The sequence below is a fragment of the Novosphingobium sp. 63-713 genome (genome assembly GCF_001898925.1).
Taxonomy (GTDB): domain Bacteria; phylum Pseudomonadota; class Alphaproteobacteria; order Sphingomonadales; family Sphingomonadaceae; genus Novosphingobium.
In genome coordinates this window covers 609,359-625,389 of the sequence record NZ_MKVS01000026.1, presented here as the reverse complement: position 1 = coordinate 625,389, position 16,031 = coordinate 609,359, and the positions used below count along the sequence as shown (strand labels likewise).

Here is a 16,031-nt window from a genome sequence, read left to right as displayed (position 1 = left end):
CGATGCCGTCGGGAGGGGGCATCCACATGGGGTAATCGCGGGAAGCGAGTCGCCCCAGTCAGTAGGACATGGATGGAAGTGGCTGTTCCCCGATAAGATGGAGATACGGGCTCACGGTAGGACGCCGGGCCTAGGCATCTCTAGGCATCTGATGGAGAACAGCCATGGCAGAATATATCGGTCTCGACGTTTCGATGAAAGATACGGCGATCTCGGTTCGGCGAGAAGGCAAGCGGATCTGGCGGGGCAAATGCGCCTCAGACCCGGAGGTGATTGCCCGGACGATCCGCAAACATGCGCCAAACTCAGAGCGGGTCATCTTCGAAACGGGACCTTTGTCAGTCTGGTTTTACCACGCCCTTCAGATTGAAAGATTACCGGCGATCTGCGTTGATGCGCGCCATGCCAAGGCGGCGCTGGATATGGCCGCCAACAAGACTGACGCCAACGATGGCGATGGGTTGGCGCATCTGGCCGAGGTCGGCTTCTACCGCGAAGTTCGGGTAAAGGGCTTTGACAGCATGCTGACGCGCACGCTCGTGACTGCCCGAACCAAGTTGGTCAGAATCAAGACCGAGATCTCAAATCAGATCCGCAGCTTGATGAAGACGTTCGGCCTCGTGATCCCTGCAGGCAAAGGCAGCACGTTCGAAGCCAATGTCCGTGCAAGGCTAAGCGAGAACTCCGAGTTGGCGACCATCATTATGCCGCTGCTCGAGGCCTGGTGCAGCATTCGATTACGCGCCGCCGAGTTGACCCGGCGCTTGATCGGTGATGCTTGTCAGAGTGAAGCTTGCCAGTTGCTCATGTCCATTCCAGGCGTGGGTGTCGTCACTGCAACGGCCTTCGCCACCGCAGTGGAAGATCCAGCCAACTTCCGAACGTCGCGTTCAGTCGGGGCATGGCTCGGGCTGACGACGAGGAGATATCAATCCGGTCAAGTCGACTACAACGGCCACATCTCGAGACGAGGCGATCACCAGGTGCGTAGCCTGCTGTATGAGGCGGCATCCGTCATTCTGACCCGCAGTTCAGCGGATAGCACGCTGCGAGACTGGGGTATCAAGCAACGCGAAAGGATCGGCTTCAAACGGGCCGCCGTCGCCGTTGCGTGTAAATTGACGGTCATTATGCATGCCATGCTGAAAACCGGAGAACTGTTCGACAGGTCGGCTCAATCTCCGGCGTAAGCACGCGCCAGCGGGCGAAATTTAGCAGTTCCGTCCATGCCGGGACGTGGGCTGAACCATTCCGCTTGATGGAATGCACCGGGTCATTGCCGAGTGCGCCGTCCACATAGGAAGGTTCCGTCCTCGAAGACTCAACATGCGGCGGCTCCTGCCGACCGCGAAGACGACCCTGAACCCGGCATACGGTCAATGCAGAATCCGCTTGCAAACGTGGTCGCGATTAGAGCGTGGACTCATTACGCAGCACAGCAGCTGCGAGTGCAGACGAGTTTGACTGCGGCCATGAAGTTGGCGGGATCCTTGTCGTAGCGGGTCGCGATGCCTCGGAACTGTTTGATCCGATTGAAGAAGCGTTCGACGAGGTTGCGCTGGCGGTAGAGCCATGACGAGAAGCCGTAGCGCTGCTTGCGATTGGAGCGGTCGGGAATATTGGCCCACACGCCTCGCGCCGCGGCGGCCTCGCGGATGGCGTCGCTGTCATAGCCCTTGTCGCCCAGCAGCGTGGCCCCCTCGGGAATATCGGCAATCAAGGCTTCGGCTTCGCAGGCATCGTGAACCTGCCCGCCGGTCAATCGCAGGCCGACAGGACGTCCCTCAGCGTCGACAAGAGCATGGAGCTTGCTGGTAAGGCCGCCCCGGGGCTCGGTGCTCGCCCATCCCCCGGATGGGCTGCGCGCCTGCGCTCCCATGCCATGATCGGATGCCCCCCTTTTCGCGGTCGCACCATGCTGGTGGACGCGCACGCAGGTGGAATCGATCATCACCAATTCGCCGTTGAAGCCCGCAGAAACCGCCGCCAGCAGCCGGTCCAAGACCCCGGCTTTGCGCCAGCGCACGAACCGGTTGTAGCAGGTGCTCGACCGCCCATAGCGTTCGGGGACTTCCGCCCAAGGCGAACCGGATCGAAACCGCCAGAGGATCCCGTTCAAAACGCGGCGGTCATCAACTCGAGGCACGCGGCGCGGCTTGTTAGGCAGCAGGCGCTCGATGATTGCCCATTCCTTGTCCGTCAGTTCGTATCGCCGCCGCGCCACCTGCCTACCCTTTCTGGGTAGCGCCTGAATCACGCAATGGCCGCAAACTCAACACGGTTTATGAGTTTACACCTTAGACGACCCCATCAATTCTCGGCGCTACTCAACACTCTGCATTCAATGCCCTAAACAGACCGCTTTGTCCGAGGGAACCAGTATGAAAGTGGGCACGACTGATTGCTTTGGTATAAATATTTATATAATCTTCATTATCGGTAAACTTATAACCCGCCCAGAAACCCGGTTTTCGGCCCCTGAAATTGCGCCTGATTTCCCCACTGGCTTTATTATTTAATATCGTTAAATTCATCCTCAACAGCCCCAAGGAGGATGAGGATGCGCATCGGCGCGACAAAGCTTTACGCCGCCACCGCCACGCTCGGCCTGCTCAGCGGCGCACCGCTGGGCGCGCAGGGTGAAAAGGACTGGGCCAGCTATCATGCCAATCCCGGCGGCGATCACTTTTCGCCGCTCGGCCAGATCACCCCGGCCAATGTCGCCGCGCTGCAACCGGCCTGGCGGATCGACACAGGCGCAGGTGGCTTGCAGACTACACCTCTGGTGATTGACGGCATTCTCTATGCGATGACGCCCGATCAACAGGTCATGGCGCTCGACGGCGCAACCGGGCGCAAACTCTGGCAGCGCAAATTGCCCGACAGCAATCTCCAGCCCGTGCGCGGCCTCAGCTATTGGTCGTCGGGCAAGGAGCGCCGCTTGCTGGTGGGCGCAGGGTCCTATCTGCATGCGCTGAACATGAAAACCGGGGCTTCCATTGCCACATTCGGGGCGCATGGCCGGATCGATCTGCGCGCCGGGCTTGACCGCCCGCTGGCCTCGGTGGCCCTCGCCCTTACCTCGCCGCCCGCAATCTGGGGCGATTTGGCGATTGTCGGCTTTCGCACCGCCGAATCCACGCCCGCCGCGCCCGGAGCCATCCGCGCCTATGACGTGCGCACAGGCCGCCTTCGCTGGACCTTCCACGCGATTCCCCGCACTGGCCAGCCCGGCGCCGAGACATGGCCCGCCGACGCCTGGAAAACCGCCGGCGGCGCGAACAACTGGGCGGGTATGGTGGTGGATGCCGCACGAGGGATCGTCTTTGCGCCGATGGGTTCGGCGGTCAGCGATTTCTATGGCGCCGACCGCAAGGGCAACAATCTTTACGCCAATTCGCTGGTCGCGCTCGATGCCAGAAGCGGGCGGCTGCTCTGGCATTATCAGCTTGTCCACCACGACCTGCTCGACCGCGATCCGCCCAGCCCGCCGGTCCTGTTGACCGTTGACCATGACGGGCGCAAGGTCGATGCCGTGGCGCAGGCGACCAAGCATGGCGTGCTGTTCCTGTTTGACCGGGCGACGGGCAAGCCCTTGTTCCCCATTCAGGAAACGCCTGTTCCGCAAAGCAATGTACCCGGCGAGGCGAGTTCCCCGACCCAGCCCATGCCAACCCTTCCCGCGCCCTATGCGCGCCAGCGCCTGACCGCTGACATGCTGACCCAGCGCACGCCGCAGGCCCATGACGCAGCCGCCAAGGCCTTTGCAGAATATACCAGCAACGGCCCCTTTGCCCCGATGCAGGTGGGCAAACCCACGGTGGTCTTTCCCGGCTTTGACGGCGGGGCCGAATGGGGCGGACAGGCCATCGCGCGCGGTCGGGGCATTCTCTATATCAACGCCAATGACATCGCATGGACCGGCTCTCTGGCCCAGGCATCCGGAGCGCAGGGCGAGGCCACCTATCAGCAGAATTGCGCCGCCTGTCATGGCATGGACCGCAAGGGATCGCCGGGCGCCTTTCCCTCGCTGGAAGGTGTGATGACGCGCCGCCTCGAAGGCGAAGTGGCGGCCACGATCCTGCAAGGCAAGGGCCGGATGCCCGCCTTTGCCCATCTGGCGCCGCAGATAACCGCGCTGATGGACTATCTGCGCCATGGCGATGCGCCAAAATCCGACCGCGCGGAAATGGCCGGCAACGCCCCCTCGACCCAGCGTTTCATCTTTACCGGCTATCGCAAATTCCTCGACAGCGATGGTTATCCCGCCGTGGCCCCGCCATGGGGGACGCTGAGCGCGATCGACATGAACAGCGGGCGCTATCTCTGGCGCGTACCTTTGGGCGAATATCCGGCATTAACGAAATCGGGCATGGAGCCTACGGGCAGCGAGAATTACGGCGGCCCTATCGTCACGGCCAGCGGACTGCTGTTCATCGGCGCCACCGTCTATGACCGCCAATTGCGCGCCTTTGACGCGGCAACGGGCAAGGTCCTGTGGCAGACCACCCTGCCGCAGGCGGGCGTGGCCACCCCAATTACCTATATGACCGGAGGGCGCCAATTCGTGGTCATCGCCACCAGCAATGCGCGCGATGCCAAGGCGCAGGCCGGGTCGGGCTATTCGGCCTTTGCCCTTCCCCGCCGGTAAAATAGGCTCTAAGGCGCGGCCATGACGACAAGCCAGGACATTCTGCAATTGAGCAAGCGCGTGGCCGCCAGCCACGGCTGGGCCGCCGCCAAGGTCTTTAAATCCTATGTGATGAGCGATGCCGACCGCGCGGCGATTTCACGCTGCGCGGTCGATCTGCTGGCGATCTTTCCCGCCGCGCCCGATGCCAGCCTGATGATGAGCGCCGCGCTGGCCGTCAGCGCGGAGCGCGCGATTTCCGCCCCGGTGCATGTCATGCGCGGCCATCTGACGGTGGAAGGCCGACCGGTTCTGGGGCCTGACTATGGTTGGCTGATGGTGGGGCCTTATGTGGTGGATATCGCCCTGTTCCGCCTCGCCTATTCGGCAGACGCCCCCGCGTTGCTGGCCAAGCATGTCGATCTGGCCTTTGGGCCGAACAAAGCGCTCTATGTCGATCACTGGTCGATGACGCGCCGGGTCGGGCTGCGCTATTTGCCCGAGCATGTATTGACCGAGGCGGAAGTCACCGCGCTGATGGGCGATGCCTTCCACCGGATCAAACAGGCCCGCGATCAGTAACTGGCGCGCAGCGAGAGCTGATAGCTGCGCCCTGCCTCGGGGAAACCGTCGACCAGTTGATAATTGGCGTCGAAAAGATTGCGCGCCGAGGCGGCAATGCTGATCCCCTTGCGTAATTCCACCTCGGCCTTGATCGCGGCATTCACATAGGCGCCGGTGCGATAATAGCGGATCGGCGTCGCGCTGGTCACGGTCCAGCGGCTTGAGGCGATGTCGGCGCTGGGGATCAGGTGGAAGCGCGAGACGGGCGTCCAGTCGGCATAAACGAAAGCCTTGTGGCTGGGCACATCGGTGGGGCGGAAAGCGGCGTTGCCCGGATCGACCAGATCGCGATGCACCCATGTGTAATTCCCGCCAAGGGCAAGGCTGGGCAGTACCTGCGCGCTGGCCGAGAGTTCGACGCCGTAATATTTGCCCCGTGCGACGTTCAGCGATTGGGTCATCACGCTCTGCGCGCAATTGCCCGGCGTGGTGCTGGCGGTGCAGGCATAGCCCTGCACGCTTTCCGACACGATGGCGTTGGAAACGAGCGCGTGGAAGGCGGCGGCCTCCAGCTTGACGGCCCCCAGACGGGTCGAGCCGCCGATCTCAATCTGACGCGCGCGTTCGGGCTTCAGGCCGGGATTAGGGATCGACGTGCCAAAACGCTGGCTGAAACGTTCAAAGATCGTGGGAAAACGCGCGCGTGAGGACAGGCTGACATGCAGGCGCGTGTCGGCATTCACCGCCCAGTCGAGCCGCCCCTGCCCGCTCCACGCACTGGTGTTGCGCATCGGGTAATTATAGAGGACGCTGGCGCCCGATGTGCCCAGCGGCGCGCCATATTCTTCGGCCCGCTTCAGATCGCGCCAGTCATAACCGCCGCCCAGCGTCAGGCTCAGCGCCGGGGTGAATTGATAGGCGTGTTCGAGCGCGAGACTATAGGTGTTCTCAAGGGTGGTCTGGACCGGTTCGACAGCGCCGCTGGGGAAACTGGTCTGCGCCTCACGGTGGCGGTCGGAGCGCATCTGGAACGCGATGCTGATCCTTTCGCGGGCCGAAGGGCGCAGCGTCAATTCGCCCGATCCGCCCAGCGCCTCGTCCCAATAGGGGCTGTTGAAGGCGCGGCCCAGCGTCTGGCTGTTCTCATTCGCATTATCCCATGCGCGCAGCATGTTATAGAAATTGTTGCGATAAAGCCGCGTTTTCAGCGTTCCGATCTCGCCCAGTGCGGTATTCGAGAGGAAATAGAGGCTCTCGGTGTTCCATGCGGGCCAGGTCCAGAAACGCTGAGACGACACCGGATCGGTGATATGCAGCGGGGCCAGTTTCTGCCCTTCCTGCCGCGTATAGGCGATCACATATTCATCCGTGGCATTGGGGGTGAAACCGGCCTTCACATTCACCCGCCAATCGCCCGATTGCGAAAGGTTGCGGCGACCCGCAGGCTGATTGGCCGTGCTCGCATAGCCGCCCGCCAGATCCCAGTGATCGGTATAATTGCGGCCAAAGCTGACCTGCGCATACCATTTGTCATGCCGTGTGCCGATCAGCGCATTGGCCGAATAGCCCGCATATTCGCCCTGCCGCCCCAGATTGAGCGAGGCCCCCACCTTGGCTTCCAGTTCCCTGGTCGGTTTGGCGGTGACAAGGTTGATCGCTCCGCCCATCCCGTCCGGCCCGTTCAGCACCGAGACATAGCCCTTGGCGATCTGCACCTCGGCAATGTCATTGGTCAGGAAACGGCCGAAATCCAGACGGTTATCGGCGGGAAGATAGACCCGGATGCCGTCCACGCTGAGCGGCACCTGAAAACGGTTGAACCCGCGCACGAAGATCAGCCGTTCATTGCGCGTGCCCCCGCTGTTGCCCGCCGATACCCCCGGTGCCAGCGCCATCGCATCGTCCAGCGTGACGCGGCCGAAAGTCTCAATCGCCTTGGCGCTCAGGCGTTCGCTGGTGATTTCCAGATCCTTGGGCGGCTGGGCGCTTACCACAATCTGACCCAGCGCAAAGCTGGCGCTCTGGTCCTGCGCAAGGGCGGGCGTGGCAAGCGTGGTGGCCGCCAGAAGCGGGAGGATACGGGCCGGAAGCATGGAAAATTCCCTCATGGACGCCACGATTATGGCTTGTGATTCGCGCCATTAGCTATATCCATGAAGATATAGATGCAATGCCGGGGGCGTAATCATGCCGAAAAATGGCGTAATCATGGCGGGGTTTTGGGCTGCGGCGCTGGCCCTTTGGGCGGGGCAGGTTTGGGCCCAGACACCCGCTGCCCCCGCCTGCGCAGCGCCCGTCGCGCCCAGCGGAGAATATGCGCCATGGACCAATCCGGTGGCGATAAAGGCGGGCGGCGATCCGGCCGCGGCGCCCCTCTTGCCGTTGGGCACAGCGGCGCGCGTTACACTGATCGCAACGCCTAAGGTGAAGTATGAAGTCAGACCGGAAAAGCCCGGTGGAACCGTCAGCTATGGTGGTATTCTTATATTGGATATTACCAAGAATAGCTCCTATCGCATTGCACTCAGCTCGGCGGCGTGGCTTGATGTCATCGGCAAGGACGGCGCCTTGCGTTCAACCGCGCATGGCCATGGGCCCGATTGTACCGGCATTCGCAAAGTGGTGGAATTTCCGCTCCAGCCGGGCCGCTACACGGTCCAGATTGCGGCCAATGGCGCCGACGAGATAACGGTGATGGCCCTGCCCAGCCCATGAAGCCTATCTTTGCATTTTTGGCATTAATGGCCTTGACCATCCCCCCACAGGTACTGGCGCAGAATCGCCATGATGCGCGGGTGGCTCTGGGAAGACGGTTGTTTTACGACGCCGACCTCTCGCGCGACGGCTCGATGTCCTGCGCCACGTGCCACGAACAACGCCACGGCTTTAGCGACGGCAACCTGGTCCACCCCGGCGTGACGGACGAACCGGGGCGGCGCAATGTCCCCGGCCTTGCCAATGTCGGGCGCTTTTCGCCGCTGACATGGGCCGACCCGCGCCAAACCACGCTGGAAAAGCAGGCTGCCGTGCCGGTCTTCGGCACGCATCCTGTGGAAATGGGCATGGCCGGGATGCAGGAGCAAATCCCCAAGCGGCTGGGGCGCGATCCCTGTTACCGCCAGATGTTCGCTGCCGCCTTTCCGGGCCATGATCAGAAACTGGATTTTGCCAAAATATCCCGCGCGCTGGCCGATTTCGAGCGGAGCCTGATTTCGCGCGATGCGCCCTTTGACCGCCACCGCCTCTCGCCCGAGGCCACCGTGGGATGGGCTGCCTTTCGCCGGTCCTGCGCCTCGTGTCACAAAGGCCCCGATTTTACCGACATGGCCTTTCACCGGCTGAGCCCACCGGATCCGGCCGCGCCCGATCAGGGGCTGTATGAAGTCACCGGCCGGCAGGCCGATCGAGGCCGCATCCGCACCCCTTCCCTGCGCAATGTGGCGGTCACCGGGCCTTATTGGCACGATGGTTCGGCCCCGACCCTTGATGATGCCATCGGACGCCACGGGCTGAACCTCGCGCCGGACAAGACGCGTGCAATCAAGGTCTTTCTGAACGCCTTAACCGATGATAAGTTTTTGAACAACCAAGCCTTTTCTTTACCACAGACCGCCTGCGGCGTGAAATTATAACAAGGGCATCAACCATGCCGCGCGTGCGCATCGGGCTGCAGCAGGCTTTCGGGCCCTGTCGAGCGCTCCTCTCGCATTGCGGCATGGCGATCCCGATGCCGGATCTGGCCGCCGTGGTGCTGGCCAGCGAGGGACGAACCTCGCTCTGTCCTTGATCTTGCTGGATTAATTCCTCCCGCCATTTAGCCTTGTTGCCCCGCGCCATTGTGTGCGAAAGGAATGGCATGAGCCTGCCCCCTTCCCCGCCCCGCACCGGCGCGAAAAAGCGCGCGACCGGATCGGCGCCAAAATCATCGTTGCCAAAATCATCGGCAGGCGCCTCGGCCAAGGGCATGGCGCGGCGCGAGGAGATCCTCACCGGTCTGATGAACCGGCTGAGCCGTCAGGAATTGCGCAACCCTTCGCTGCGCGAGATCGGGCGGGCGCTGGGGATCGAACCGGCCCATATCCTCTATTACTTTTCCAGCCGCGAGGAATTGCTGCAACAGGTCATCATCCGCTGGGACGATGATGCCCGCCGCGCGGCGCCCGAAGGAGGCGACACGCTGGACGATTTTGCCCGCCATATCCGGCGCAACATGACCATTCCAGGCATCATGCATCTCTATCTGACCTTTGCCGCCGAAGCGGTGGAGGCGCAGCACCCCGCGCATGATTTCTTTCTGAAACGCTTTGAAGCCGTCTCGGCCAGGCTGGAGCACCATATAAGGCTGGAACAGGCCGAGGGGACCATTCCGGCAAGCGTCAACCCCGCCTCAAGGGCGCGGCAATTGATCGCCTTGTCCGATGGCCTGCAACTGCAATCGCTGGTCGATCCCACGGTCGATGCCTATGGCGAGATGATGGATGCCATCGCGGCCCTGCGCCAAAAATCATGAGTGAGAAAATGTCGGAGATGATCGAAAATCGCCCATTGGGCCGCGATGATGTGGCCGCTTTGGCGCGGGCGCACAAGGGCGGCGTCCATCTGGTCGCTTGCGATCTGGATGGCGCCGAACTGGGGGAGCTTGATCTGGCCGGGTGGAGGTTTGAGCGCTGCACGCTGCGTCGCGCCGAATTGGCCAAGGCGCGGTTGGAGCGCACGCAATGGCAATCCTGCCGCGCGCCCATGGCCAGTTTCTTCAACGCCGATCTGACCGATGCAGTGTTCCGCTCCTGCGATCTGAATAACGCCAATCTGCGCCATGCCCGCATGACCAGCCTGCGCTTTATCGGGGGCAAGCTGACCGGGGCGGATCTTGGCGATGCGCGGATTATTGACGCCCATTTTGAGGAAACGCTGATGGCGGGGGCCAAGCTTGCCGGGCTGGATTTCCGCAAGCAGCACTTTGCACGGGTGGATTTTTCGCAGGCCGACCTGCGCAAATGCGATTTCCGCGATGTGAGCTTTGAGGATTGCAGCCTGCGCGATGCCAACCTTGTCGGCGCGCGTTTTGACAAGGCCGATCTGCGCGGGGCGGATCTGGGCGGTTTGCGGTTGACCGATGCGGCGCTGTTTCGCGGGGCGACGATTTCGCGCGCGCAAGCCGCACAATTGCTGGCCGAACTGGGGCTGAAGCTGGGCTGATTTTTGGCGTCCGCCTATCGCCTTGATGCCGATGCCGCAAAGATTGCTGCGGCTCTGGGCGCGGATGCGGCGGGCGATGTCTGGATGGGCGGGCCGGTGACGCCGGGCGGTTATGCGCCCGTGGCCATACGAGATAAAGAGCGCGGGCGCATTCTGGTCCCGCGCCTGTGGGGCGTGCCGCCCCCGCCGCGCGGAGAGCATATCATCACCCATGTCCGCAATCTGGACAGCCCGTTCTGGATTGGCACCCTGCGCCATACCCAGTTTCGCTGCCTTGTGCCGATGACGGCGTTTCATGCGCGTGGCGGCTGGATGGAGGATCGCGCCAGGCCGGTTCTGGCCGCTGCGGGCATCTGGCGCGATTCCGAAATTCCCAGCTTTGCGATACTGACGGTTGAAGCCATGCCCGTGATCCTGAAGCCCCAGGATTTCGGGACATGGCTCCATGCCGATTTCAAACTGGCCCGGAGGCTGGTTGAAGGTTAAATTCGCAGGTTAGATGCGGACGCCGCTGATCGCCGCACCCCAGGTCGTGCGCCAGCGCTTCTTCACACCGGTCAGCCCCGCCAGAGCCACCACCGAAAGGGCGGCAAAGATCAGGAAACCGCCGCTCATCGAACCGGTCCACTGCTTGGCAAGGCCGAGCGAAGAGGCAAGGTAAAAACCGCCCACGCCGCCGCCAAAGCCGACCAGGCCGGTCATCACGCCAATCTCATGACGGAAGCGCTGGGGCACCAATTGAAACACCGCGCCATTGCCCACGCCCAGCGTCGCCATGGTCAGGAAGAACAGCGGGAACATCACGGCAAAGTTTGCCGGAGATTGCGAGATCACCACCAGCAGTACAGCGGCCAGAGCATAGACGCCCGAGAGCGTCTTGATGCCGCCGATCCGGTCGGCCAGCGCGCCGCCCATCGGCCGCACCAGCGATCCGGCAAACACGCAGGCCGCCGTGGCATAACCCGCCTGAACCGGGGTAAAGCCCAATTCGCCGGTGTACCAGCTGGGCAGCGAGCCCGACAGGCCGACAAAGCCGCCAAAGGTCACACCATAAAACAGGATGAACCACCATGCGTCGCCATCGGCCAGCATCTTGAAATAGCCCTTCACATAGTCGCCGGTCGATTTGGCGGGGGGCTGATGCGGGCTGTCTTTAACGAAGACCAGATAGGCGACGAAGATGATAGCAACGGGAATGGCGGCCAGACCCAGCACATTTTCCCAGCCATAGGCCTTGGCCAGCAGCGGCGCGAAGATCGCGGCCAGCACTGTGCCCGAATTGCCCATGCCGGCAATGCCCATCGCCTTGCCCTGATGCTGGGGCGGATACCAGCGGCTTGCCAGCGGCAGCGCCACGGCAAAGCTGGCCCCGGCAAAGCCAAGGATGATGCCCACCGCGATCAGACCGTTCATCGAGGACACGCCAAAATGCCATGCCGCGATCAGGCCTGCTATGACGATGATCTGGCCGATCGTGCCGGTCACTTTCTGGCCGATGCGATCCACCAGAAAGCCGTTGACCAGACGCAGCACTGCGCCCGCCAGCGTGGGGACAGCCACGATAAAACCCTTTTGCGCAGGAGACAGCGCCAGCGCCTTGGAAAAGATCGGCGCCAGCGGGCCGAGCAGGTTCCACACCATGAAGGCGACGTCGAAATAGAGGAAGGCCATGATCAGCGTGGGCCGATGGCCCGATTGCCAGAAGGATTTATCAGTCATCGCAAAGGGTCTCCACGGTGAAAGGATTTAAGGGCTTGACGGGCGCCTTGGCCAGCCTGCCAATCGCGTGTGTACGTGAGAGGGATGGCGGGACATGCGCGATGAAGGCAGGTTGTGGGTTAGCGCGGGCGTGGCCAGCGAATGCGGGCCTCGCGCGGAAAATCAGGACTTTGCCGGAGTTTACCTCGGCACGGAAACCGAACGCGCGGGGCGCGGCATGGTGGCCGCGCTGGCCGATGGGGTGTCGGGCGGCAAAGGCGGAAGGATCGCGGCGGAACTGGCCGTGGCCAGCCTGCTCGACGGATATTTCACGCAAAGCGACACCATTGGCGTGGCCGCCGCCGTCAACCGGGTGATGGCGCCCTACAACCGCTGGCTGGCGGCCATGGGACGCAGCGAGACGATGGCGCATTGCGCAACCACGTTTACCACATTGGTTCTGCGTGGGCGTCGTGCCCATGTCTGCCATGTGGGCGACAGCCGGGCATGGCTGCTGCGCGATGGACACTTGAGTCAGATCACCAAGGATCACACCCATTCCCACCCCGACCGACGCCATATCCTCTTGCGCGCGCTGGGTCTCGAAGAAGAATTGCGGCTGGACCATCACGAGATCGCGCTGGCCGAGCATGACCGTTTGCTGTTGACCAGCGACGGTGTGCATGGCGTGTTGTCGGCGCGAAAAATCGAGAAAATCCTGAGCCAGCGGCAATCCGCCGAGGCGGATGCGCAGGCTCTGGCCATGGCGGCTCTGGATGCGGGCGGACAGGATAATGCCAGTGCGCTGGTGCTCGATGTGGTCAGCCTGCCCGCGGTGGGCCATGATGCGATTGCGGGCGATCTGGCCCGCCTGCCCATTCTGCCGCCGCCCGAGGCGGGCGAAAGCGTCGATGGGTTTCGGCTGGAAAGCGTGTTGTCCGATGGGCGATACACGCGATTGTTCCGCGCCACCGATACGGCCGATGGTGCCGAAGTGGTTATCAAGTTTCCCAAGCCGACCCTGCTGTCCGAAAGCGGCGCACGCTCGGCCTTCACCCGCGAATTGCTGATCGGCAGCCGGGTGAACAGCCCCTTCGTCGGCGGCGCCATTCCCGTTTCGCTCGAACGCCAGACGCGCCTTTACGGGGTCCAGCCTTTCTATGACGGGCAAACGCTGGAAGAGCGGATGAAAGCCCCCATTGCGCTGGACGAGGCGCTGGGCATTGCCGTTGGCCTGACCCGCGCGGTGGCCGCGCTGCACAGACAGGGCATCATTCACCGCGACATCAAGCCCGAGAATGTCATCCTGCCGCGCGAAGGCGGGTTGAAACTTGTGGACCTTGGCGTGGCGCGCCTGCCTCGCATCGAGGATTTCACCGGCGACGAGATCCCCGGCACGCCCTCCTATCTGGCCCCCGAAATGTTTTCCGGCGAGGCGGGCAGCGAGGAAAGCGATCAATTCGCGCTGGGCGTGACGCTGTGGCGGCTGTTCGCCCGCGTCTGGCCCTATGGCGAGGCCGAAGCCTTCAGCCGCCCGCGTTTCCGCGAAGCCGCCCCGCCCAGCCGCACGCGGCCCGAGCTGCCCGGTTGGCTCGACGCTGTCCTGCTGCGCGCTGTGGCGATTCAGCCTCAGGATCGGTTCGGCGATGTGGTTGAATTGCTGCGCGCATTGGAAGGCGGTGCGGCGGTCGAGCGCACGCCCCTGCGCAAACCCGCATTGATCGAGCGGCATCCGGTCGCCTTTTGGAAAGGCGTATCCGCGCTGCTCTTTGCGGCGCTGGTTGCGGTGTTGATCTGGAAATAAAAGTCGATTCGACATGGCGCTGCACCTTGCTGAAAAGGGGCGGCGCCATTGCCGACTATGGTGGTGGAAATGATTTTGCAAATAGCCGACCGCGCCTTTGCGGCAGCTGCGAAATAAAAATGCCGGATTCGTCTCGCTTATGCAAGAGCAAATTGGAAATCACGCAAAGCCCCTTGCGTTGCGGCCCGTCCGCCGCCATCGAGAATCCATGCGAATAGCCATCATCGATGAAAGCGCGGTCCGGGCCAGCGTGATGCAGGAAGGTCTTGCCCAGCTTGGCGATTGCGAGATCTTCGTGATCACCGAAAGGCGTGGGCTGGTGCGCCGAATTTCGGAAATTGACGCCGATATCGTCTTGATGGACTTGGGAAATCCCAGCCGCGACGTGCTGGAGGAATATTTCGCCGTCAGCCGCGTGCTGGCCCGCCCGATCGCCATGTTCGTCGATGATTCCGACGAGGAATCCATCGGCGCCAGCATCGATGCCGGGGTCTCGGCCTATGTGGTCGACGGCTTTGCCCCGCACCGCATCCGCTCGATCCTCGATCTGGCCATCCGGCGCTTCCATGCTTTTTCGCGCCTGCAAACAGAACTCTCTGTTGCGCAAAGCAAATTGGCCGAGCGCGAGGCCGTGGACAAGGCCAAGCGCATCCTGATGCAGACGCGTGGACTGGGCGAGCCGGAGGCATACGCCGAATTGCGTAAGACCGCGATGAACCAGGGCAAGCGCATTGCCGAAATCGCCGACGCGGTGGTCACCGCCCATAAATTGATCGGAGGAGCAGCATGACGACCAAATTCTCCATCGGTTTTCTGCCTCTGGTCGATGCGGCGCTGCCCATTCTGGCCCATGTCCATGGCTTTGCCGCCGAGGAAGGGCTCAGCCTCGAACTGGTCAAGGATGTCAGTTGGGCCACGGTGCTGGATCGGCTGCTTTATGGCCATACCGATGCGGCGCATATGGTGGCCCCGCTGGCAATTGCCACGACGCTGGGGCGCGGGCGCCCTGCCCAGCCTTTGTCGGCACCCTTTGTGCTGGGGCTGAACGGCAATGCGATCACGCTGAAATCCGATCTGGCGCAGCAGGTTGCGCCCGAAGGCGCCTTGGGCGATCCGGTGGCCGTAGGCGCGGCGCTGCGCGAAATTGCGATGGAGCGCAAGGCGGCGGGCCATCCTTTGTGCTTTGGCGTGGTGCATCGCTATTCCAGCCATAATTACATGCTGCGCTATTGGCTGGCCGGTTGCGGCATTCGCCCCGATGAGGATGTGGAGATCACCACCGTGCCCCCGCCCTTCTGCGCCGATGCGCTGGAGGCGGGCGATGTTGACGGCATTTGCGTGGGCGAACCGTGGAACAGCGTGGCGGTGGAACGGGGCGCGGGCACGATCGTGCTGGCCACGGCGCAGGTGTGGCGGCGCGGCGTGGAAAAGGTGCTGGCCATGCGCGAGTCGCTGATGGAATCGCGGCGCGGGGAGGTTGAAGCTCTGATCCGTGCGCTGCATCGCGCCGCGCGGCAATTCGTCGATCCCGAGGCGCTGGTCACCAATGCGGCGATTTTGGCGCGGCCCGAATATCTCAACGCCGATGTCAATCTGATCCAGCGCGCGCTGGGCGACCGGCTGTTGCTGCACAAGGGCGGCGAGCTGATCCATTTTCCCGATTTCATGTTTCAATATCGGGAAGCGGCCAATTTTCCGTGGGTTAGTCAGGCCCAATGGCTCTATTCCCAAATGCTGCGCTGGGATCGCACGCCCTATGATGCGGGCGATGAGGCCAAGGTCGCGCGGGTTTTCCGCCCCGATGTTTACCGCAGCGCGCTGACCGGAACGGATGCCCCCCTGCCCGGTGCATCCTCCAAGGTGGAGGGCAGCCTGCATCAGCCCATGGCGGTGGGGACGCAGCAAGGGCTTATCACTCTGGAAAAGAATGCGTTTTTTGACGGGCGCATCTTTGATCCGCACGATCTGGCCGGTTATCTGGCGCGCGATGCCTACGCCAAATAGCGTAGGCGCGGGCGTCAGGGGGAATAAGCGCTTGCCGAAATTTCCCGCCTCGCCGTAAAACCGGCACGCGTTTCGATAGGCCGAACCCAAAGACGGGATTGGCCAACGGAGGCGAAACGCCAGCAAAGTTTC

Annotated in this window: 15 protein-coding genes; 12 read left to right on the top strand and 3 right to left on the bottom strand. The window is 62.6% G+C overall.

All coding sequences use genetic code 11. The features are described 5' to 3' along the window. Window positions 1–164 precede the first annotated feature (164 nt). Window positions 165–1,190, top strand: a complete 1,026-nt coding sequence (locus tag BGP00_RS13810; RefSeq protein ID WP_292693741.1) for an IS110 family transposase — start codon at window positions 165–167, stop codon at window positions 1,188–1,190. A 236-nt stretch (window positions 1,191–1,426) separates the two neighbouring features. Here BGP00_RS13810 and BGP00_RS13805 read toward each other — a convergent pair whose 3' ends face one another. Next, a complete protein-coding gene (locus BGP00_RS13805; protein WP_292693738.1) occupies window positions 1,427–2,224 on the bottom strand; it encodes an IS5 family transposase in 798 nt (265 codons plus the stop codon). 336 nt (window positions 2,225–2,560) lie between these two features. On the opposite strand from BGP00_RS13805, the gene BGP00_RS13800 reads away from it, so the two are divergent. Next, the gene (locus BGP00_RS13800) at window positions 2,561–4,651 is read left to right on the top strand and encodes a PQQ-binding-like beta-propeller repeat protein (protein ID WP_292693735.1); all 2,091 of its coding nucleotides are present in this window, start codon (window positions 2,561–2,563) and stop codon (window positions 4,649–4,651) included. A gap of 21 nt (window positions 4,652–4,672) precedes the next feature. Next, on the top strand, window positions 4,673–5,212 hold the full coding sequence (locus BGP00_RS13795) for a hypothetical protein (RefSeq protein WP_292693732.1): 540 nt from the start codon (window positions 4,673–4,675) through the stop codon (window positions 5,210–5,212). On the opposite strand, the gene BGP00_RS13790 is transcribed toward BGP00_RS13795, so the two are convergent. After that, window positions 5,206–7,287: a TonB-dependent receptor gene (locus BGP00_RS13790; RefSeq protein ID WP_292693729.1), complete on the bottom strand. Its 2,082-nt coding sequence runs from the start codon at window positions 7,285–7,287 to the stop codon at window positions 5,206–5,208. The genes BGP00_RS13795 and BGP00_RS13790 overlap by 7 nt on opposite strands. 115 nt (window positions 7,288–7,402) lie before the next feature. Here BGP00_RS13790 and BGP00_RS13785 point away from each other — a divergent pair, with 115 nt between their 5' ends. The 6 genes from BGP00_RS13785 (at window position 7,403) to BGP00_RS13760 (ending at window position 10,879) form a co-directional block, all read left to right on the top strand. Next, window positions 7,403–7,909, top strand: coding sequence for a hypothetical protein (locus BGP00_RS13785; RefSeq protein ID WP_292693726.1), 507 nt, complete (start codon window positions 7,403–7,405; stop codon window positions 7,907–7,909). Between the two features lie 32 nt (window positions 7,910–7,941). Then, window positions 7,942–8,826, top strand: coding sequence for a cytochrome-c peroxidase (locus BGP00_RS13780; RefSeq protein ID WP_292693723.1), 885 nt, complete (start codon window positions 7,942–7,944; stop codon window positions 8,824–8,826). Window positions 8,827–8,840: 14 nt separating this feature from the next. Then, on the top strand, window positions 8,841–8,981 hold the full coding sequence (locus tag BGP00_RS13775; protein WP_292693720.1) for a hypothetical protein: 141 nt from the start codon (window positions 8,841–8,843) through the stop codon (window positions 8,979–8,981). Window positions 8,982–9,158: 177 nt separating this feature from the next. After that, a complete protein-coding gene (locus BGP00_RS13770; RefSeq protein ID WP_292693717.1) occupies window positions 9,159–9,704 on the top strand; it encodes a TetR/AcrR family transcriptional regulator in 546 nt (181 codons plus the stop codon). A gap of 8 nt (window positions 9,705–9,712) precedes the next feature. Continuing rightward, the gene (locus BGP00_RS13765; protein ID WP_168605849.1) at window positions 9,713–10,393 is read left to right on the top strand and encodes a pentapeptide repeat-containing protein; all 681 of its coding nucleotides are present in this window, start codon (window positions 9,713–9,715) and stop codon (window positions 10,391–10,393) included. Between the two features lie 3 nt (window positions 10,394–10,396). Then, complete coding sequence (locus BGP00_RS13760) at window positions 10,397–10,879, top strand: DUF159 family protein (protein ID WP_292693715.1); 483 nt, start codon at window positions 10,397–10,399, stop codon at window positions 10,877–10,879. Between the two features lie 9 nt (window positions 10,880–10,888). On the opposite strand, the gene BGP00_RS13755 is transcribed toward BGP00_RS13760, so the two are convergent. Next, window positions 10,889–12,112, bottom strand: a complete 1,224-nt coding sequence (locus tag BGP00_RS13755; RefSeq protein WP_292693712.1) for a nitrate/nitrite transporter — start codon at window positions 12,110–12,112, stop codon at window positions 10,889–10,891. 94 nt (window positions 12,113–12,206) lie between these two features. Here BGP00_RS13755 and BGP00_RS13750 point away from each other — a divergent pair, with 94 nt between their 5' ends. From BGP00_RS13750 to BGP00_RS13740, 3 genes are all read left to right on the top strand, one after another. Continuing rightward, window positions 12,207–13,895: a bifunctional protein-serine/threonine kinase/phosphatase gene (locus BGP00_RS13750; RefSeq protein ID WP_292693709.1), complete on the top strand. Its 1,689-nt coding sequence runs from the start codon at window positions 12,207–12,209 to the stop codon at window positions 13,893–13,895. Window positions 13,896–14,103: 208 nt separating this feature from the next. After that, window positions 14,104–14,685 carry an ANTAR domain-containing protein gene (locus tag BGP00_RS13745; RefSeq protein ID WP_168605803.1) on the top strand — a complete coding sequence of 194 codons (582 nt, stop codon included), beginning with the start codon at window positions 14,104–14,106 and terminating at the stop codon, window positions 14,683–14,685. Continuing rightward, window positions 14,682–15,899, top strand: a complete 1,218-nt coding sequence (locus tag BGP00_RS13740; RefSeq protein ID WP_292693705.1) for an ABC transporter substrate-binding protein — start codon at window positions 14,682–14,684, stop codon at window positions 15,897–15,899. Before BGP00_RS13745 ends, BGP00_RS13740 begins: the two co-directional genes overlap by 4 nt. The last annotated feature ends 132 nt before the right edge of the window (window positions 15,900–16,031 follow it).